Here is a 14,529-nt window from a genome sequence, read left to right as displayed (position 1 = left end):
GGCGCGGCATGCTCGGGCGGGACCCGACCAGGCCGATCCCGCAGCGAAGCACGTCCCAGAGGTGGGGAGGCTGGTCGACCAGGGTCTTGCGCAGGCCCGGCCCGATCGGGGTGATGCGCGGATCGTGGCTGGGATGGGGCGTGGCGGCCCGTTCGGCCCGGGCCCGCGGGTCGGAGGACAGATGGGCGGCCCGCACCGCGTCGCCGTCGGTGACCATGCAGCGGAACTGGAGGCAGCCGAAGGAGCGGCCGTCGCGGCCCAGGCGCAGGTGGCGGAAGATCGGGGCGCGGCCATCGCCGGCCCAGACCAGGAGGGCGATGAGCAGGAGGAGCGGCAGCAGCAGGAACAGGGCGGTGACGGCCACGCCGACGTCGAGGCCGCGCTTGGCCGCCCAGTTCAGGCGCAGACCGCGGGCGACGAAGGGGGCGTCCGGCAGGACCAGGTCGCTGACCGCCTCGGCGGCGACGCTGACCTGACCGACGAGATGGGCTGCAACCGGCTCGGCAATTTCCGGCTGCTCCGCTCGATAGTGCGCCGCAGCGAAGTCTGCGGAGGCGGCGGCCTCAGCACGAGTCAGCATGGTCTCAGCTCCTTTGGTGAGCCCAATGGCGAACGTTAATGATTGGTTATTAGCCCGGTTGTAGCGGCCGAAGATTGCTTTGACAAGTAGGCGTTATAGTCTTTTGTTAAAAATTGGCCCGTTAAAATGGCAGAATATCCTATCTCCGCGCTGCAGTCGTGGGCGAACCTTTCGCAACCATGGTAAGTACTCCGGCTAGCGCGGACTACGTAGACCTGAGTTATTTATTGAATAAAGACAAAAACAAGTTGGTGCCGGTGACACACGATGTAAAAAAATAGACGCACGACAAAGCCAGGCAGGATTTCGTGGTCGGCCTTTAAGCAAACTGTCAGCGGCGATAAAGCGGCCTCACTGACCATGGGCGTGCATCCTCCCCCGACTGAGCTGCCTATCTGGAAACGTCCCCACGGATTGCAGGGTCCTCATGCGGCGCGCAGTTGCGAGACGGCATCCCGCATTGCGAAAACGCCGGGGTCGACCTTGGGGACTATCCGGACTCGGTCCGCCTCCGAAGCGCCTGACGGCGGGCCGCGCCGGCTTCCACGTCGCGTGCATTCGGCTAAAGCGGACACTGATCGAACACCGCGGAGCGTCGACAACGGTCAGAGAAAGCGACTGGCCTGTTGAGCGGTCCTTCGCGGTGCCTGTCTCGCACCGGCGATCACGCGAAGAATGCCTTTGCACGGCGTCATCGGCACACCGTGCAGCGGCCAGCCCGGGTCCGCCCATCGCAGGAAGCTGAAACGGCAACCGTCCGCACCACGTCTGCGCAGATATCACCACTCAAATAATTCCGTCGCGCATGCGATGAGAATGGTGAACCGGGCCGTCGATGGACCAACGCTCCGCACGAACCGAGCGCAAGCGTTGCTGTTGCTTTGCACCATAAGATTGGATATAAAAATTACAAATTTTCTTGATGTAAATCTGAGCATTGGATGGATTAATCCTTCCCGTTCCGCCCAAAGCTTTTCTTGAGTGACCGTCGGGATTTCTTGTAGATCACGGATGGCGGATCGCAGCCTTCCATGATCGCGTAGACTAGATAGCTCATCCGAACCGTCGCCCCGAACGCCAATTGGATCGATACGCATGCTGGATAAGACACAGATCTTTACAGCCAACCAGCAGCAGGACAGTATCCGCCGCGACCGGAGGCATACCGGCCTGGAGGATCTGTTCGACTTTCTCCGCAAATGGGCTCGGATCATCGCCGGCAGCGCCGTCGTCTTTGCGATCCTCGCATATATCTACGTCCAGGTGTCACCGCCCGACTTCGTCGCGTCCGCGCAGATTTTGATCAACCCTCCGCAGCCGCAACAGATGCTCAAGCAGGATTCCGGCCTGATCGATCTGACGCTTAATAACTCGCAGGTCGAGAGCCAGATCGAGATCATCCGCTCCTACAGCACGATCCTTCCGGTCGTTCAGGAGCTCAAGCTCGACACCGACGACGAACTGGCATTGCCGAACAAGGCGGACGCCGCATCGCAAAGCAACAAGCAGCTCTATGGGGTCGTCGGCCGGTTCGCCAGTCGGCTCGACGTTAAACGCGTTTCGCAATCTTATATCATCCAAGTCTCATTCAAGTCTCAGAGCGCCAGTAAAGCGTCGAAAATCGTGAATGCCTTGTGCGAGGCTTACATCAAGAATCAGCTCGCGCGAAAAGTGGAAGACGCGACACGCTCACGGGAATGGCTGGAACATCGCGTGCAACAGTTGCAGGCGCAGCTGCACAAGGCTGCGCATGCCGCACAGGATTTCCGGACCGGCGTCAGCGGCCAAGCGCAAACCACCGGGCAGCTCGATGCCGAGGTCACGCTCTCCCAGCTCGACAGCGCGACGACCACCTATCGAAAGATGTATGAATCCGCGCTCGAGAAGCTGACTGAGAACGTCCAATCGACCTCGTTCCTGGTGGCGGATGCGAATATCGTATCTTCGGCAAGTCCGGATTTGGCCCGCGTCTTCCCGAACCCCAAGCTCGTGATTGCCGTCGCCCTGCTCGGCGGCGCTCTGTTTGGTGTTAGCATCGCGGCTCTCCTCGATTCGCTGGACACCTCGGTTCGGTCCACCGCGCAGATCGAGGATGACTTGAACTGCCCATGCTTCGGAAAAGTGAACCTGTCGAAGGGCGCGCGACGGCCCCTGCGCAGCAAGGCCCGCCTGAAGGTCGATACGCGAACGAAGTTCTTCTTCAACCGGGTCATGGTCGCGGTCGAAGCCGCCAACTTACAGAATGCGCGTCACACGATCGGGATCGTTGCCATCGCGGATGGAACCGCGTCCGCGATCCTGACCAAGCAACTCGCCAACACGCTGGCCCTGTCGGGCAAGAAGACGTTGATCGTCGATGCCAGCATGTCGGCGACCAATCCCCTGACGACGCTCACCTACGCATCGGGCTTCGACACGGCGATACCGACGCGCGATGCCGACGCGCACGACGGTCTCGGCCGCATCGTTTCGGTCTCGTCGAATCTGTCGATCATCAAATTGGAAGCATCGATCGATACCGCGTCAACGTTCGGGGCCATTTCGGACAATCTCGTCTTCTCGTCCGCGGTCTCGGCCTTCGACAGTATCATCACCAACCTACCCGACCTCGAGTCGATGCCGACCTCACTGTCCCTCCTGTCGAACATGGATGCCATCATCTTGGTCGCGCATCTCGGCAAGTCGTCACAGGAGAGCTTGTCCGAAGCCGCCGATTTCATCAGGGCCAGCGGTACCTTGTTGCTCGGCGTCGTTCTGGACGAGCCGAAGGCGTGACCCTCACGGCGCGGCTGTAGCGGCGGCGTCACGGGCGCGCCGACTGCCGTGTCACCCCCGAAGGCCGCGGTATGTGATCGACGCGGGCCGTCGGAATTCGCCACGCACACCCACGCCTCCGTTGAAACGCGAGCCCCGATCAGATGTCCGACATAGCGCCTCCGTTGCTCCATCTCATGTGCGCAGCCGATCGGAACTATGGCGCCTACGCGGGTCTGGTGATGCAATCCGCCATGGCGGTGACCCGAAAGGGCCGCATCCATTTTCATCTGCTGTCCGATAACGTGGCACCGGACGACATCAAAAAATGCAGTCTGGCCGCCCGGAAGGCCGGGCATGAATTCACGAGCTATGAGGTCTCGTCGAAGCTGGATAATTTGCCCAAAGAATTGCGGATGGCAAATCATCTCAGCAGGGCCGCTTACTCCCGACTGCTCTTCTCGGATTTGCTTCCGAACAATATCCATCGCATCATCTATCTCGATTGCGATATCGTCTGTCAGCAGGATCTGACCGACCTTTGGAATTTCGGCGACGGTCTAAAAACCATCGCCGCGGTGAGAGACCCTTGGCTGGATCCCGATGCTGAACTCAAATCCTCGCTGGGCTTGGAACCGAGCGATGTCTATTTCAATTCCGGCGTCCTGCTCATCAATGTGGATGCTTGGCGAGCGGAAAATACCGAAACCCGCCTCCGGGATTTTGTCCTGAAGCGGCGAGACATCAAGCATGCCGATCAGGATACACTGAACGCGGTGCTCTCATCCGGCCTGACGGAACTGCCGGAACAATGGAACATGATGATCAACCATCCGCGCCGCGATGAGGAAGGGCGCCTGCGGCAGAGCGCCGGCATCCTCCACTACGTCGGTGGCTTCAAGCCATGGCATTTCGGCTATCGTCTGCTTCACCCGGGAAAGGGGCAGCCCTACGCATCGGTCAAGCGGCGCTCGCCCTGGGCGTCCAAACTCCCCGATTTCCAGTCACGCCGGGTCACCAAGAAATTCCGGTCCCTGGTGCAGCACTGACCCCGATGCGGGAGGTAGGCTTGAAAGCGATCAATGCCCCGGCCGCTCTGCTTCTCGGCCTTGCGCTCCTGTCGAGCCCATGCATTGCGGCCGATGATGCCCAGACCGAATGCACGGATCTGATCAGCGGCCTGAGAATAAAAGCTGGCTCCGACTATGACGCAATTACCGGCAAATTGAGAGCGAAGGGGTGGCACCAGACCATATCCACGACGCAAAATATCGGCGTCTGGACGAAGGGCGGGCATGCCATTTCGGTGACGCTCAATATCGGCTCGGGAACCTCGCCCACGACCACGGGTGCTGTCCGATGCAGACATTGACCGTCGAGTTCTATCGGAACGCCACAGTCTAACGGTATACCCGCGTATCGATCCCCATCGCTACTTCGGCAAGACATACTTCGCGATAGGCGGCAGACTCTCGCGCCACTGCGCGCTCTGGCGCTGGTAGTCGCTCAAGCGGTTCGGCGCGACTTCGAGATCTTCTAGCGCCACCACAGGCTTTCCGCAGAAGTAGGGGCGCCGTGGAGGACGGGGATAGTAATTGAAGAAGATCGCGGTTCGGTTCTGCCCCGTAGCCGGCTTCCCACGATGGTAATAGCGCGCGGTATCGCAGAAAATTACGCTGCCCTTCGGTCCCGTGCAGGTGACGATTTCATCCGCACCAATATTGCGTCCGATTACGCGTTCCAACTTTTCGTGACGCGCCGGGCGTGTATAGGGCTGAGATCCCTTGTAAAGCCGGTGGCGGATCATCTCGAACGGGCCGCCATCGACATCGACGTCGTTCAGATAAACCGCGACCTTTACAATACTCTCGTCCTCACCATCCAGGTGCCAGACGCGGGCGCCACGCTCGCAACCATCCGCGAGCGTATAAAAGAAATTAAATCCCCCGAAGGCGACGGGCAACCCTAAGTAATTCTCGACGATTTCAAGCAGCCGCTCGTTCAACCCGAACAGAAAAATTTCTGCCCGGTCCGCAAGCTCGGACTTGTTGGCCTGTATTAAAAACGGATCATCTACAAGCGCGGATCCTGCCGCCAAACGTGTCTCAATATCGGCACGGACTTCGTGCGCCTGAGACAGCATCTGCTCAGTCCCGGAGAGGTTCAAATCTTCCAATCGTGTCTGATATACGCCAGCCTCGCGCAGAGCCGTCACAATTTTTTTATCGGCTGCACTCAGTGTGGCCGGTGCCGCTAACCGTTCAGCGCGCAGATTATCGTAGTAACTCTCGACATTTCTTCGCGCCAGATCGGTCGACATGAATTCGTGTACGGCACTTCGCGCTATACTCTCCAGCTTTCGACGGACACGTTTGGCGATGTACATTCTGGCAGGCCCTCTCGCTGCCCGGCAGCCATGCAAAGCGTATGCCCAGGACCGGTCGTGACTTGCGAAATATGTCGGCGGATCGCATAAATAAATACGCGATTCGCTCGTTTAGTAGACTTAAACACCCAGTCGTTAGAGTTTGTCAAGAAACTTGACGCGGGCTTCCGATTGATCGCGCCATATGATCGAGCGAAATTCGCAATCGTATTTCCCGAGCACATGTAGAAATATTGCGACCGCACGGAACACTACCAAAAACCTCACACGCGCAGTCGAGTCACTGTCTCAAGTATATCGTGACACTCCGTGTTACGTGACTTCGTCGCGCATCAATCACACGTGATACCCGCAGGACGATCGAGTCCTTACTCGAATCCGCACGATGCTCCGCTGACGCGGTGTTCACTGTCCAGCTTGCCTCGTGCACTGGATCGCTGCGTATTTTGTGCCGATCTCATAATCCAACACGCGCGGCATCAAAGGACCGGCGGAAGGCGTGTTGCTGTTTGGTGGACCGCGCCTTTTCCACCCGGTCCATTCGGCATCGCGTAGGCGCTGCCTCACAGGCATGACGGTTGCGAGGTCGATCGGCGACTCGCACTCGTCCGACCGCATCAAATGCACGTTGCCTTGTTTGGTTGCTCAAGGCAGCGGTCGCGAGTGGGATCCCGGCGGATCTCCGTCAGCGGCAAAACGTTCCATGTCCCTTATTATGAAATTGCGAAATGGAAGCGGCGATCTGAGCGCGGCGTCGCATATTATTACTGATGCAAAGGCTAGTTTGACGACCTTCGACTAGAGCACTATGTGTATCGAGATAGTGATTGAGTCTGCTAGGGATACGCATGCGGTTACGGTTTTATTCGATCTTGGCAAGCGTGTCGGTTCTCACGGCAGGCAGTGTGGCGCTGGCCCAACGCGAGCCGCGCGCCTCCATGATTAAGCTGGCTCAGAATATGTCGGGCGCAACCCCGGTGACCAACGTCACGGAGATCGGAACGAAGGCGGTCCGCAGTCAGGACTTTATCGATACGATCGGTATTAATACCCACATTCCCTATACCGACAGCAGCTACGCGGACATCGACAAGGTTCTTGAGGCGCTGCGATATCTCGGCGTCGGCAACCTACGCGATGCAGTCCCGGATCCGTCGCTGCCTGGAGGCGGGGGATCGCATTTCGGGCCTTTCGCGACCGCCGGTTTCAAATTCGATTTCGTCGTCGCGTCCAACCTGCCGCTTACGAAGACGCTGTCCCTCCTCGACGATTTCGCTCGGATCCACCCACGCGCGATCACGTCCGTCGAAGGCCCCAATGAGGTCAACAACTGGCCCGTTACCTATAACGGACAGACGGGTCCTGACGCGGCAATCGAATATCAGAACGATCTCTACACGGGCGTCAAAGCCAGCCCGTCGCTCGACAAGGTGCCTGTTTACAATCTGACGTCCTGGCCAGAATTGTTCGGCCAGTCCGACGTCTACAATGCGCACATCTACCCGCCGAAAGGCGAGCAGCCGGGCGTGCATGTCAAGAACGTCGTGGATCAGGCCAATCGCTTAGACCCGAAGCGTGCGGCTGCCATCACCGAGGTCGGGTACTACACGTTGCCGGGCAAGGGCACGTGGGGTGGGGTCGATGAGCCGACCCAGGCGAAGCTGTCGCTCAACCTGATCCTCGATGCCGTCGATATGGGTGTCGCGAAGGTCTATCTGTATCAGCTCCTGGATGCTTACCCCGATCCGGCGGCGAGTGAGATGGAGAAGCATTTCGGCTTGTTCGATATCGACTATCGCCCCAAGCCGGCCGCAACAGCGATCCACAATCTCCTCCAAACGGTATCCGCGAAGGGTCGCGGGGGCGCCGCACGCGAGACCCGGTTGCCGAAGCTGACGGTGTCTTCGGGCGAACTCGAGATCAAACACCTCCTCGTGGAGGGCGAGGGTGGTCTTACGACCCTCATCCTCTGGGATGAGAGGCCGATCTGGGACAGCGAGAAGAACGTGCCCCTGCCAGTGACGCCTGTCGACGTGACGGTGGACAGCGACGCGGATCTGCCCGCGGTGAAGATCTTCGATCCGACCGCAGGTGCAGAGGCCGTCCAGACGCTCGATAAGGCCCGGTCGGTGAGGGTGCCGTTGCAGGGCTATCCGAAAATGATCCAGTTCCGGACCCGTTAGCTCGCGCACCATCGTGACGAGACGTTCGACACAGAACTCGCCCGGCTGGGGCAGGCGCTGCTCGCGCGGCTAAGCGATTAGGCCCTGTTGCGAGAATGGCGGTGCGGGCCTGTGACGCCATGTGCCTGATCGTCGGAAGAAGCCTTCCGGGCTCCGGACCGTGACGCCGGGTCGGATCGTCACGGCCCCTGTCGAAGGTCCACAGCTGTTGGGCTGAGACGCCAGCCCTCAGACGCGATATTTGCCGTTGCGCTTCACGAGGACGCGGGTTCCGACCGGAACGCGCTCGTAGAGGTCGGCGATGTCCTCGTTCAGCATCCGGACGCAGCCCGAGGAGAGTTGCTCCCCGATGCTCCACGGCTCGTTGGTGCCGTGGATCCGGAACAGAATGTCGCGGTTGCCCTGGTAGAGGTACAGGGCACGGGCACCGAGTGGATTGTCGAGACCGCCTTTGCGGGTCCGCGGCAGGTCGGGATTGAGCGCGACCATGGTGGTGGTCGGGCTCCAATTCGGCCAGACGCCCTTGCGGCCGACCCGGGCTTCGCCCTTCCAGGAGAAGCCGGCCTTCCCGACGCCGACCCCGTACTGCATCGCGGTGCCATCCGCCTGCACCAGCATGAGCTGCCGCTTGTCGATGTCGACGACGATCGTCCCCAGCTGCTCGGGCCCGTTGTAGCTGACCTGCTGGCGGCGGTACTTCGGATCCAGGCGGTCCGTGTCGACCAGCGGAATGTCGAAGGGCTTGTCGGGTTTGGCCCCGACGTACCAAGCCGCCTCGTCATCCTGCGCGACCTGCATGGACCTGGTCTGGCAGGCGGCCAGCGGGGCGATCGCCACGAGGGCGAAGAGAACCCGCGAGAGCGTCGCCCGGCACCGCGGTGCCGGGCGTTGGTCCGCGTTCATCAGGTGCGTCATGCGGTGTCCGATCATCCGGACATGCGTATCGTCATCACGCCCATGACGATGTAGCTTTTCCGCCGCAGCGAGCCCCGGCCGGGCGCCTCACCCAGCCACGATTGCGCCCTATTTCAGAATGGCAGACGAGCGCTGCGGAGACCCGCGCGGAGCGAACGATGCCTGAAACCGAGACACTTCCCGTTGAGGCGGCCATCGCAGCCGCCGGGTCGCTCAGCCCCGCGATCCACCTCGACCATTGCGTGATTCATGTGAGCGACTGGGCCCGGTCGAACGCCTTCTACCGCGACGTCGTGGGCGCCGAGATCGTCGAGCGGAGCGGCGGCTACGCGTATCGGTTCGGCGGCGTGCAGCTGAATTGTCACGGGCCCGGCGTCAACCCGAAGATGGTGGCCGCACAACCGGTTATGCCGGGCAACAGCGATCTCTGCTTCCGATGGTCCGGGGCGATCACGGACGCGATCGCGCATCTGGAAGCGCTGGGCGTCCCGGTGGAACTCGGACCGGTGGACACGTTCGGCGCGGCCGGGACCGGCGTCAGCGTCTATTTCCGGGATCCGGACGGGTCTCTTCTGGAGTTCATCACCTATCCGGCGCCGTGATGATGCTGCGAGTTGCTCAGCCGCGGCTCTCGGCCAGGGCCTGGTTGGTCTGTTCCAGGCGCAAGGCGAGCACGCGCATCAGGGCGATACTGATCTGTGGAAACTGTGCGAGCAATTCGAGGAACACGCCGCGGTCGATGCGCAGGGCGGTCACTGCGGTTTCCGCCGTGACCGTGGCCGACCGGGGTTGCTCAGCGAGGATGCCCATCTCGCCCACCAGGGCATCCTGGCCGAGCAGCGCCAACCGGACCGGGCCGGCCGGACCATCGATGCTGACCTCCGCATTCCCCTTGAGGATCACGTAGGCCGCATCCGCCACATCGCCGCGGGCGAAGAAGCGTTGCCCGGGCTCGAAATGCACCCGCTCGCTGGTGAAGGCCAGGAGCTTCAGGCGCGCCGGCTCCACCTCGCGGAACAGCGGCACCTGCTTCAGGGAGGAAACCTCTGTGTCGAGGGTCATACCGGGGCTCCGCGGCGGCTCTGAAGCCCAGGACGGTGGGACCGGACGGGCCCGCCCATCCATGCGATTCATCCTACGCTTGTCCAGCCCTGCCCGGCTTTTCGGCCACGGCACCGTGATGATCATCGCTCTGGGTCTGGCGACCGCGCCGGCCCGCGCTCGATTGGTTCAGGCCGACTTGGCCCGGGTCGCGCTGGCGCCGCCCGCCGGAGCCCGCGCCCCGCTCGACCTCGCCGCCACGGACGCGGGCACCGGGCAGGTGGTGACGCTGAGCAGCGTTATCGCGGGACGGCCGGTCCTGCTGCTGCCCGTCGATTACACCTGTGGCAACGTCTGCGACCCCATGGTGTCGATGTCCGTGGATGCCCTGGCAGCGACCGGTCTCACGCCGGACGATTACGCCCTGGTGCTGATCGGCATCGATCCCCGTGACGATGCCGCGGCTGCGCGCCGCATGCTGGCCGATACGTTGGGCGACCGCGCCGCCACCGTGCGCCCCCGGGCGCTGATCGTGTCGGATACGGCGTTGAGCCGCATCACGACCGCCCTCGGCTACACGGCGATCTACGATGCCGGGACCGACAGCTTCGCTCATCCGGCGGCCGCTCTGCTGCTCGCCGGCGATGGGCGGGTCGCTCGGGTTCTCTCGCCACTGGCGCTCACCGGACGGGACCTCCGTTTGGCCCTCACCGAGGCCGGGAACGGCCGCATCGGAAGCTTGGCGGACCGCCTCACCCTGCTTTGCTACGGCTACGATGCCGCACGCGGGGTCTACACGCCGCTGATCCAGCGGATCCTGACCGTCGCCGGAATTGTGACGATCCTGGCGATCGGCCTCTTCATCGTCTGGCTGACCCGCCATGCCCGGAGGCGGGCCGCCTGACGAGATCTTGGTCAGCGCTTCGTCGATAGCCCCAGCTCGCCGGGTTTCGGTGCCTCGCGCTTGGGGCTGGCATTGAGATGGGGCGAATCGATCGGCTCATCCCGGGTCGTCGGCGTCGCAGAATCCTCCGGCGCGGGCATCGGCGGCAGGGGCGGCGTGTTGGGGTGCGGAGCCGGAGCACCGCTGCCGACCTCTTTCACCATGTTGCGATTCGTCATGGGTGCTCATCTCCTCGTCTTGGCCGTGGGATGGGACAGGTTGCGCGGAGCAGTTGGGCGGCCCATCGAGGCATCCGCCGGCCGCTGCTCCCGCATCAAGGCAGGTCCATCTGCGACCAACGCCGCGGATAACAGCCTGGTTGCCGTCAAGCTTGACTGCAGGAAGCTTGACCAGGTCTGGGCAGAGGAACCTTGGTTACTGCTGAAGGTTGTTGCGAGGTGAAGCGAAGCCTGAGGAGGAACTGATGGCATCCGGGAATTCGACCTCGAAGCGGGGCTTTGCCTCGATGGACTTGGAGCGGCAGCGCGAGATCGCCAGCAAGGGCGGACGCAGCGTGCCGGCCGAGAAGCGCTCCTTCTCGCAGGACCGCGAGCTTGCCTCGACGGCGGGTCGCAAGGGTGGCCAGTCGACGGGTACCGGCCGAGCCGAGTGAGGCCACGCTGTAACCGTTTCGCGTAGCGGCGCCGCGTCCTCGGGACCGGCGCCGTTTTCATGTAATCGGCTCGCCAAATTTCCGGGACGTCATGCCAATGCCAAAAGGGCCCCGCCGTGTTGGCAGAGCCCTTTTCAATCTGAGAAATAAAACCTGGGTCAGGAGATGCAGCGACCGGGGGTCATGCGCCGGGCCTCGGGACCAACCAGCGAACTCAGAGCGGTTTCGCAACCCTCGCGCACGAGACGACGGCCTGGTTGCTTCAGGATCGACTTGATCCCGAGCTCCTGCGCCTCGATGGCGGTGGGGCCAACGGGTCCGTCCATCTTCTGAACACCGGCGACCCGCGTCGGGCTGATCGCCAGCGAGACCGGCCGCATGCCGGGCAGGGGCGCCGGCGCAAGTTGAGCCACCGGCACCGGAGGAACCCAGCGATCGGCTGTTTCGCGCACGACGGGCTGGATCAGCACGGTCAGGAGAGCGGCGGGAGCACTGACGCCCAGGATGAAACCAGACCGCAACATTGCCCCGACCTCATCGCGAGAGCTTGACAGGATGTTTCAACAACGCGTCCCGCAATCGCAGGTTCCTCAACTATCGCGCGTCTTGGAATGGTGAGTATTCGAACGCGCAACGGCTGTTGGTGCGGCGGCACCCCGCGCTGTCCACAACCATCCCATGTGCCATTGATGCAACGCTCGCCAAAAAAGTGCTTTTTTGGAACCCGGCGGCGCGATGGCCGTTCTCCCTGTACCCGGCCACCTGGTCCTCCCCGCATTCCCCTTGTGCATCGGCCGGAACCTGTTCGACGGGCTGGAGCTTTCTCCGGCCCGTTTTTTTGTGCGCAGCCGGCACCTCATTCAGACAATAAAAAACCCCGGCTCTCGCCGGGGTTGATGTGACTACCGATGCTTCAACCTGCGGCCCCGCGGGACCGAGGCAGCCTTGGGTTAAGCCGTCTTGGCTTCCCGCCGGCGGGCCGTCTGCTGGAAGAACAGCGCTTGGCTGATCACCGCGGAGACATTCGCGGGCTGGAACGGCTTGGCGATCAGGAAGGCTGGCTCCGGCCGCTCGCCGGTAAGGAAGCGCTCCGGATAAGCCGTGATGAAGATCACCGGCACTTCGAAGGTCTTCAGCAGGTCGTTGACCGCGTCGAGCCCGGACGATCCGTCCGCGAGTTGGATATCGGCCAGGATCAGGCCGGGGCGCTTGCCGCCCTCGCCGGCGATCTTGACCGCCTCCGTCCGGGTCCGGGCGACGCCGATGACGTTGTGGCCCAGGCCCTCGACCAGCGCCTCAAGATCCATCGCGATGAGCGGCTCATCCTCGATGATGAGGATCTCGGTCGCCATGTCGGCGGCGAGCTCGCGCCCGGCCTCGTCCACGAGATCGCGGACTTCCGAAACGTCGACACCCAGGATGATCGCGGCGTCCTCCTCGGAGAATCCCTCCAGGCACGACAGCAGGAACGCCTGCCGCGGCAGCGGCGTGATCTGGCCGAGCCGGACTTCGGCGGGAAGATCGTGCTGAACCTGCTCGCCACGGCCGTTCACCGAGAGCGAATTCCAGATCCGGGTGAAGACCCGGAACAGGTCGGCCTTGATGTTGGTGCTCCGGCCCAGCGTGTCCGGTTCGTTGACGAGGGTCTCCAGGGTAGCGGCGACATACGCGTCACCGGCCACTTGGCTCCCCGTGAGCGCCCGCGCGTAGCGGCGCAGGTACGGCAGGTGCTGTACCACGAGTTGCGATGTCGACATTCGATCCCCTGTGCCTCGCCGTGTTGCCCGGCCGCGATTGCCCGGTCCGTGACCGAGGGCATGCCGGGGCCGGCATTCTGTCCTGCGCAGCTTTCCGCCCAACGCGGAGGCCCGCACTCCGTTCCACCCCCCGGCGGAACCGATCCCGGCGGGCAGGCGTTGCCGGCGCAGCCATGGCGTATGTCGAGCCGCAGCACAATGTGGCCGGGCCAAGTTCGGCAACAAGGGGCGTGTGGATGGCCGATGAGGGGAAGGAGGCAGGTCTTCGCGTGCCTCAAGTGCACGGAAGTTCTGCTTCGACGCACGGTGCGCCCAGCCAGAACCACACGACGGGACAGACTGCAGGCGCGTCCCAGGTTCAACCCCGCGGCGGCCTCAGCGAACAGACCCGTACTCGCCTCGCGACGCAGTTGCGCGCGATGTACGATACGATGACCCAACAACCGGTACCCGACCGGTTTGCCGAACTCATCGCGAAGCTCGACAGTGGCGAGCACGACAAGCCATAGTGTCGATGGTAGAGCCTGGGCATCCGCGCATGCGGTTCGGAGCAAGTCGATTGAAAAAAAGCCGTCGCGTGGGGCGACGGCTTCGTTGCTTTTGAGCGCCCGCCCCAAATCAGGGCCGGCGATCAACGAAACTTCGTCAGAGTGTCGGCGAGCGACCGCGCATCAGGCCGATCACGGCCGAGATCGCAAACAGGACGATCGCCACGAAGAAGACCAGCTTGGCGGCTTCCATTGCCGTGCCGGCGATACCGCCGAAGCCGAGCAGCGCGGCGACGAGGGCAACCACGAGAAAAGTTACGGCCCAACCCAGCATCGTTCGTATCCTTCGAAAGTATCAACGCGGGCGGGCCGCGTCGTTCTGAACACAAAAACGCCAAGGTTTTGCTCTGGTTCCGCCGTTTCGACAAAGTCCGATGTGGACGGCACGGGCGTTCCGCCCGGGCGCGACAATCAGCAACGGAACGGTGCAGGATCGGTAGCGTTCGAAGAATAGGTCCACCGGTTCGATTCGGGATCCGTGATGCTGCAAGCTGCGAAGAACGCCGTTCAAGTGAAGGTGGCCGCGATGCGCGCCGGTGTGGCAGCGGCGAGCGATGCCGTGCGGGCCGCGGTGATCGGGCTCGTTCCAGCCCCCGCACCCGTCCTCGTGCCTGTGCGCGTCCGCAACCGCCGTTCCGGCCATTTCGGCTGACCGGACACTTCCGGACTAGCAGGCTGCTGAAGAAGTCCTGATTTGGCGGCGTCGGAGATGATTTCCGTCGTTTGGACGGTTTCGGCTGACCGGCGATAGCCGGTGGTTCAGCCCCGTCCGCAGCGCCGGGGGCGGTGTCGCCCGGTCAGGCCGCTGA

The 14,529-nt window shown here is 62.5% G+C and carries 17 protein-coding genes; 9 read left to right on the top strand and 8 right to left on the bottom strand.

Features of this window, described 5'->3' with window-relative positions:
* Positions 1 to 580: sugar transferase (locus MKK84_RS09345; protein WP_243919047.1), on the bottom strand; the 580-nt coding region annotated here is incomplete at its 3' end.
* Positions 581 to 1,675: 1,095 nt separating this feature from the next.
* Here MKK84_RS09345 and MKK84_RS09340 point away from each other — a divergent pair.
* The 3 genes from MKK84_RS09340 (at position 1,676) to MKK84_RS09330 (ending at position 4,706) form a co-directional block, all read left to right on the top strand.
* The gene (locus MKK84_RS09340) at positions 1,676 to 3,355 is read left to right on the top strand and encodes a GumC family protein (protein ID WP_243919045.1); all 1,680 of its coding nucleotides are present in this window, start codon (positions 1,676 to 1,678) and stop codon (positions 3,353 to 3,355) included.
* A 143-nt stretch (positions 3,356 to 3,498) separates the two neighbouring features.
* A complete protein-coding gene (locus MKK84_RS09335) occupies positions 3,499 to 4,383 on the top strand; it encodes a glycosyltransferase family 8 protein (protein ID WP_243919043.1) in 885 nt (294 codons plus the stop codon).
* A 20-nt stretch (positions 4,384 to 4,403) separates the two neighbouring features.
* A complete protein-coding gene (locus tag MKK84_RS09330; protein WP_243919041.1) occupies positions 4,404 to 4,706 on the top strand; it encodes a hypothetical protein in 303 nt (100 codons plus the stop codon).
* 60 nt (positions 4,707 to 4,766) lie between these two features.
* Here the strand turns inward: MKK84_RS09330 and MKK84_RS09325 are convergent, their stop codons facing one another.
* Positions 4,767 to 5,654: a hypothetical protein gene (locus MKK84_RS09325; protein WP_243919040.1), complete on the bottom strand. Its 888-nt coding sequence runs from the start codon at positions 5,652 to 5,654 to the stop codon at positions 4,767 to 4,769.
* Positions 5,655 to 6,601: 947 nt separating this feature from the next.
* Here MKK84_RS09325 and MKK84_RS09320 point away from each other — a divergent pair.
* The gene (locus tag MKK84_RS09320; RefSeq protein WP_243919038.1) at positions 6,602 to 7,903 is read left to right on the top strand and encodes a hypothetical protein; all 1,302 of its coding nucleotides are present in this window, start codon (positions 6,602 to 6,604) and stop codon (positions 7,901 to 7,903) included.
* Positions 7,904 to 8,131: 228 nt separating this feature from the next.
* On the opposite strand, the gene MKK84_RS09315 is transcribed toward MKK84_RS09320, so the two are convergent.
* A complete protein-coding gene (locus tag MKK84_RS09315) occupies positions 8,132 to 8,818 on the bottom strand; it encodes a L,D-transpeptidase (protein WP_243919036.1) in 687 nt (228 codons plus the stop codon).
* 158 nt (positions 8,819 to 8,976) lie between these two features.
* Between MKK84_RS09315 and MKK84_RS09310 the strand changes: the two genes are divergently transcribed.
* Positions 8,977 to 9,420: a VOC family protein gene (locus MKK84_RS09310; RefSeq protein ID WP_243919035.1), complete on the top strand. Its 444-nt coding sequence runs from the start codon at positions 8,977 to 8,979 to the stop codon at positions 9,418 to 9,420.
* 16 nt (positions 9,421 to 9,436) lie between these two features.
* Here the strand turns inward: MKK84_RS09310 and MKK84_RS09305 are convergent, their stop codons facing one another.
* On the bottom strand, positions 9,437 to 9,880 hold the full coding sequence (locus MKK84_RS09305; RefSeq protein ID WP_243919033.1) for a cyclic nucleotide-binding domain-containing protein: 444 nt from the start codon (positions 9,878 to 9,880) through the stop codon (positions 9,437 to 9,439).
* Positions 9,881 to 9,959: 79 nt separating this feature from the next.
* On the opposite strand from MKK84_RS09305, the gene MKK84_RS09300 reads away from it, so the two are divergent.
* The gene (locus MKK84_RS09300) at positions 9,960 to 10,763 is read left to right on the top strand and encodes an electron transporter (protein WP_243919031.1); all 804 of its coding nucleotides are present in this window, start codon (positions 9,960 to 9,962) and stop codon (positions 10,761 to 10,763) included.
* 11 nt (positions 10,764 to 10,774) lie between these two features.
* Here the strand turns inward: MKK84_RS09300 and MKK84_RS09295 are convergent, their stop codons facing one another.
* Positions 10,775 to 10,981, bottom strand: coding sequence for a hypothetical protein (locus tag MKK84_RS09295; RefSeq protein ID WP_243919029.1), 207 nt, complete (start codon positions 10,979 to 10,981; stop codon positions 10,775 to 10,777).
* 245 nt (positions 10,982 to 11,226) lie between these two features.
* On the opposite strand from MKK84_RS09295, the gene MKK84_RS09290 reads away from it, so the two are divergent.
* Positions 11,227 to 11,415: a general stress protein gene (locus tag MKK84_RS09290; protein ID WP_243906886.1), complete on the top strand. Its 189-nt coding sequence runs from the start codon at positions 11,227 to 11,229 to the stop codon at positions 11,413 to 11,415.
* Between the two features lie 158 nt (positions 11,416 to 11,573).
* Here MKK84_RS09290 and MKK84_RS09285 read toward each other — a convergent pair whose 3' ends face one another.
* Together MKK84_RS09285 and MKK84_RS09280 are read right to left on the bottom strand one after the other, a co-directional pair.
* Complete coding sequence (locus tag MKK84_RS09285; protein WP_243919027.1) at positions 11,574 to 11,939, bottom strand: hypothetical protein; 366 nt, start codon at positions 11,937 to 11,939, stop codon at positions 11,574 to 11,576.
* A gap of 426 nt (positions 11,940 to 12,365) precedes the next feature.
* Entirely contained in the window at positions 12,366 to 13,172 is an 807-nt protein-coding gene (locus tag MKK84_RS09280; RefSeq protein ID WP_243919026.1) for a response regulator, read from the bottom strand.
* Between the two features lie 173 nt (positions 13,173 to 13,345).
* On the opposite strand from MKK84_RS09280, the gene MKK84_RS09275 reads away from it, so the two are divergent.
* On the top strand, positions 13,346 to 13,681 hold the full coding sequence (locus MKK84_RS09275) for a NepR family anti-sigma factor (protein ID WP_243919025.1): 336 nt from the start codon (positions 13,346 to 13,348) through the stop codon (positions 13,679 to 13,681).
* Positions 13,682 to 13,817: 136 nt separating this feature from the next.
* On the opposite strand, the gene MKK84_RS09270 is transcribed toward MKK84_RS09275, so the two are convergent.
* Entirely contained in the window at positions 13,818 to 13,994 is a 177-nt protein-coding gene (locus tag MKK84_RS09270) for a DUF1328 domain-containing protein (protein ID WP_003599466.1), read from the bottom strand.
* Between the two features lie 207 nt (positions 13,995 to 14,201).
* Here MKK84_RS09270 and MKK84_RS09265 point away from each other — a divergent pair, with 207 nt between their 5' ends.
* Positions 14,202 to 14,372, top strand: a complete 171-nt coding sequence (locus MKK84_RS09265; protein ID WP_243919024.1) for a hypothetical protein — start codon at positions 14,202 to 14,204, stop codon at positions 14,370 to 14,372.
* Positions 14,373 to 14,529 lie beyond the last annotated feature (157 nt).

This window comes from Methylobacterium sp. E-065 (genome assembly GCF_022829605.1).
Classification (GTDB): Bacteria; Pseudomonadota; Alphaproteobacteria; order Rhizobiales; family Beijerinckiaceae; genus Methylobacterium.
This window is presented reverse-complemented; position numbering and strand designations above follow the sequence as displayed.

Coding starts and splice junctions, on each gene's coding strand:
- MKK84_RS09340 (WP_243919045.1), top strand. CDS start 1,676: ATGCTGGATAAGACACAGATCTTTACAGCCAACCAGCAGCAGGACAGT.
- MKK84_RS09335 (WP_243919043.1), top strand. CDS start 3,499: ATGTCCGACATAGCGCCTCCGTTGCTCCATCTCATGTGCGCAGCCGAT.
- MKK84_RS09325 (WP_243919040.1), bottom strand. CDS start 5,654: ATGTCGACCGATCTGGCGCGAAGAAATGTCGAGAGTTACTACGATAAT.
- MKK84_RS09315 (WP_243919036.1), bottom strand. CDS start 8,818: ATGACGCACCTGATGAACGCGGACCAACGCCCGGCACCGCGGTGCCGG.
- MKK84_RS09310 (WP_243919035.1), top strand. CDS start 8,977: ATGCCTGAAACCGAGACACTTCCCGTTGAGGCGGCCATCGCAGCCGCC.
- MKK84_RS09305 (WP_243919033.1), bottom strand. CDS start 9,880: ATGACCCTCGACACAGAGGTTTCCTCCCTGAAGCAGGTGCCGCTGTTC.
- MKK84_RS09295 (WP_243919029.1), bottom strand. CDS start 10,981: ATGACGAATCGCAACATGGTGAAAGAGGTCGGCAGCGGTGCTCCGGCT.
- MKK84_RS09290 (WP_243906886.1), top strand. CDS start 11,227: ATGGCATCCGGGAATTCGACCTCGAAGCGGGGCTTTGCCTCGATGGAC.
- MKK84_RS09285 (WP_243919027.1), bottom strand. CDS start 11,939: ATGTTGCGGTCTGGTTTCATCCTGGGCGTCAGTGCTCCCGCCGCTCTC.
- MKK84_RS09280 (WP_243919026.1), bottom strand. CDS start 13,172: ATGTCGACATCGCAACTCGTGGTACAGCACCTGCCGTACCTGCGCCGC.
- MKK84_RS09275 (WP_243919025.1), top strand. CDS start 13,346: ATGGCGTATGTCGAGCCGCAGCACAATGTGGCCGGGCCAAGTTCGGCA.
- MKK84_RS09270 (WP_003599466.1), bottom strand. CDS start 13,994: ATGCTGGGTTGGGCCGTAACTTTTCTCGTGGTTGCCCTCGTCGCCGCG.
- MKK84_RS09265 (WP_243919024.1), top strand. CDS start 14,202: ATGCTGCAAGCTGCGAAGAACGCCGTTCAAGTGAAGGTGGCCGCGATG.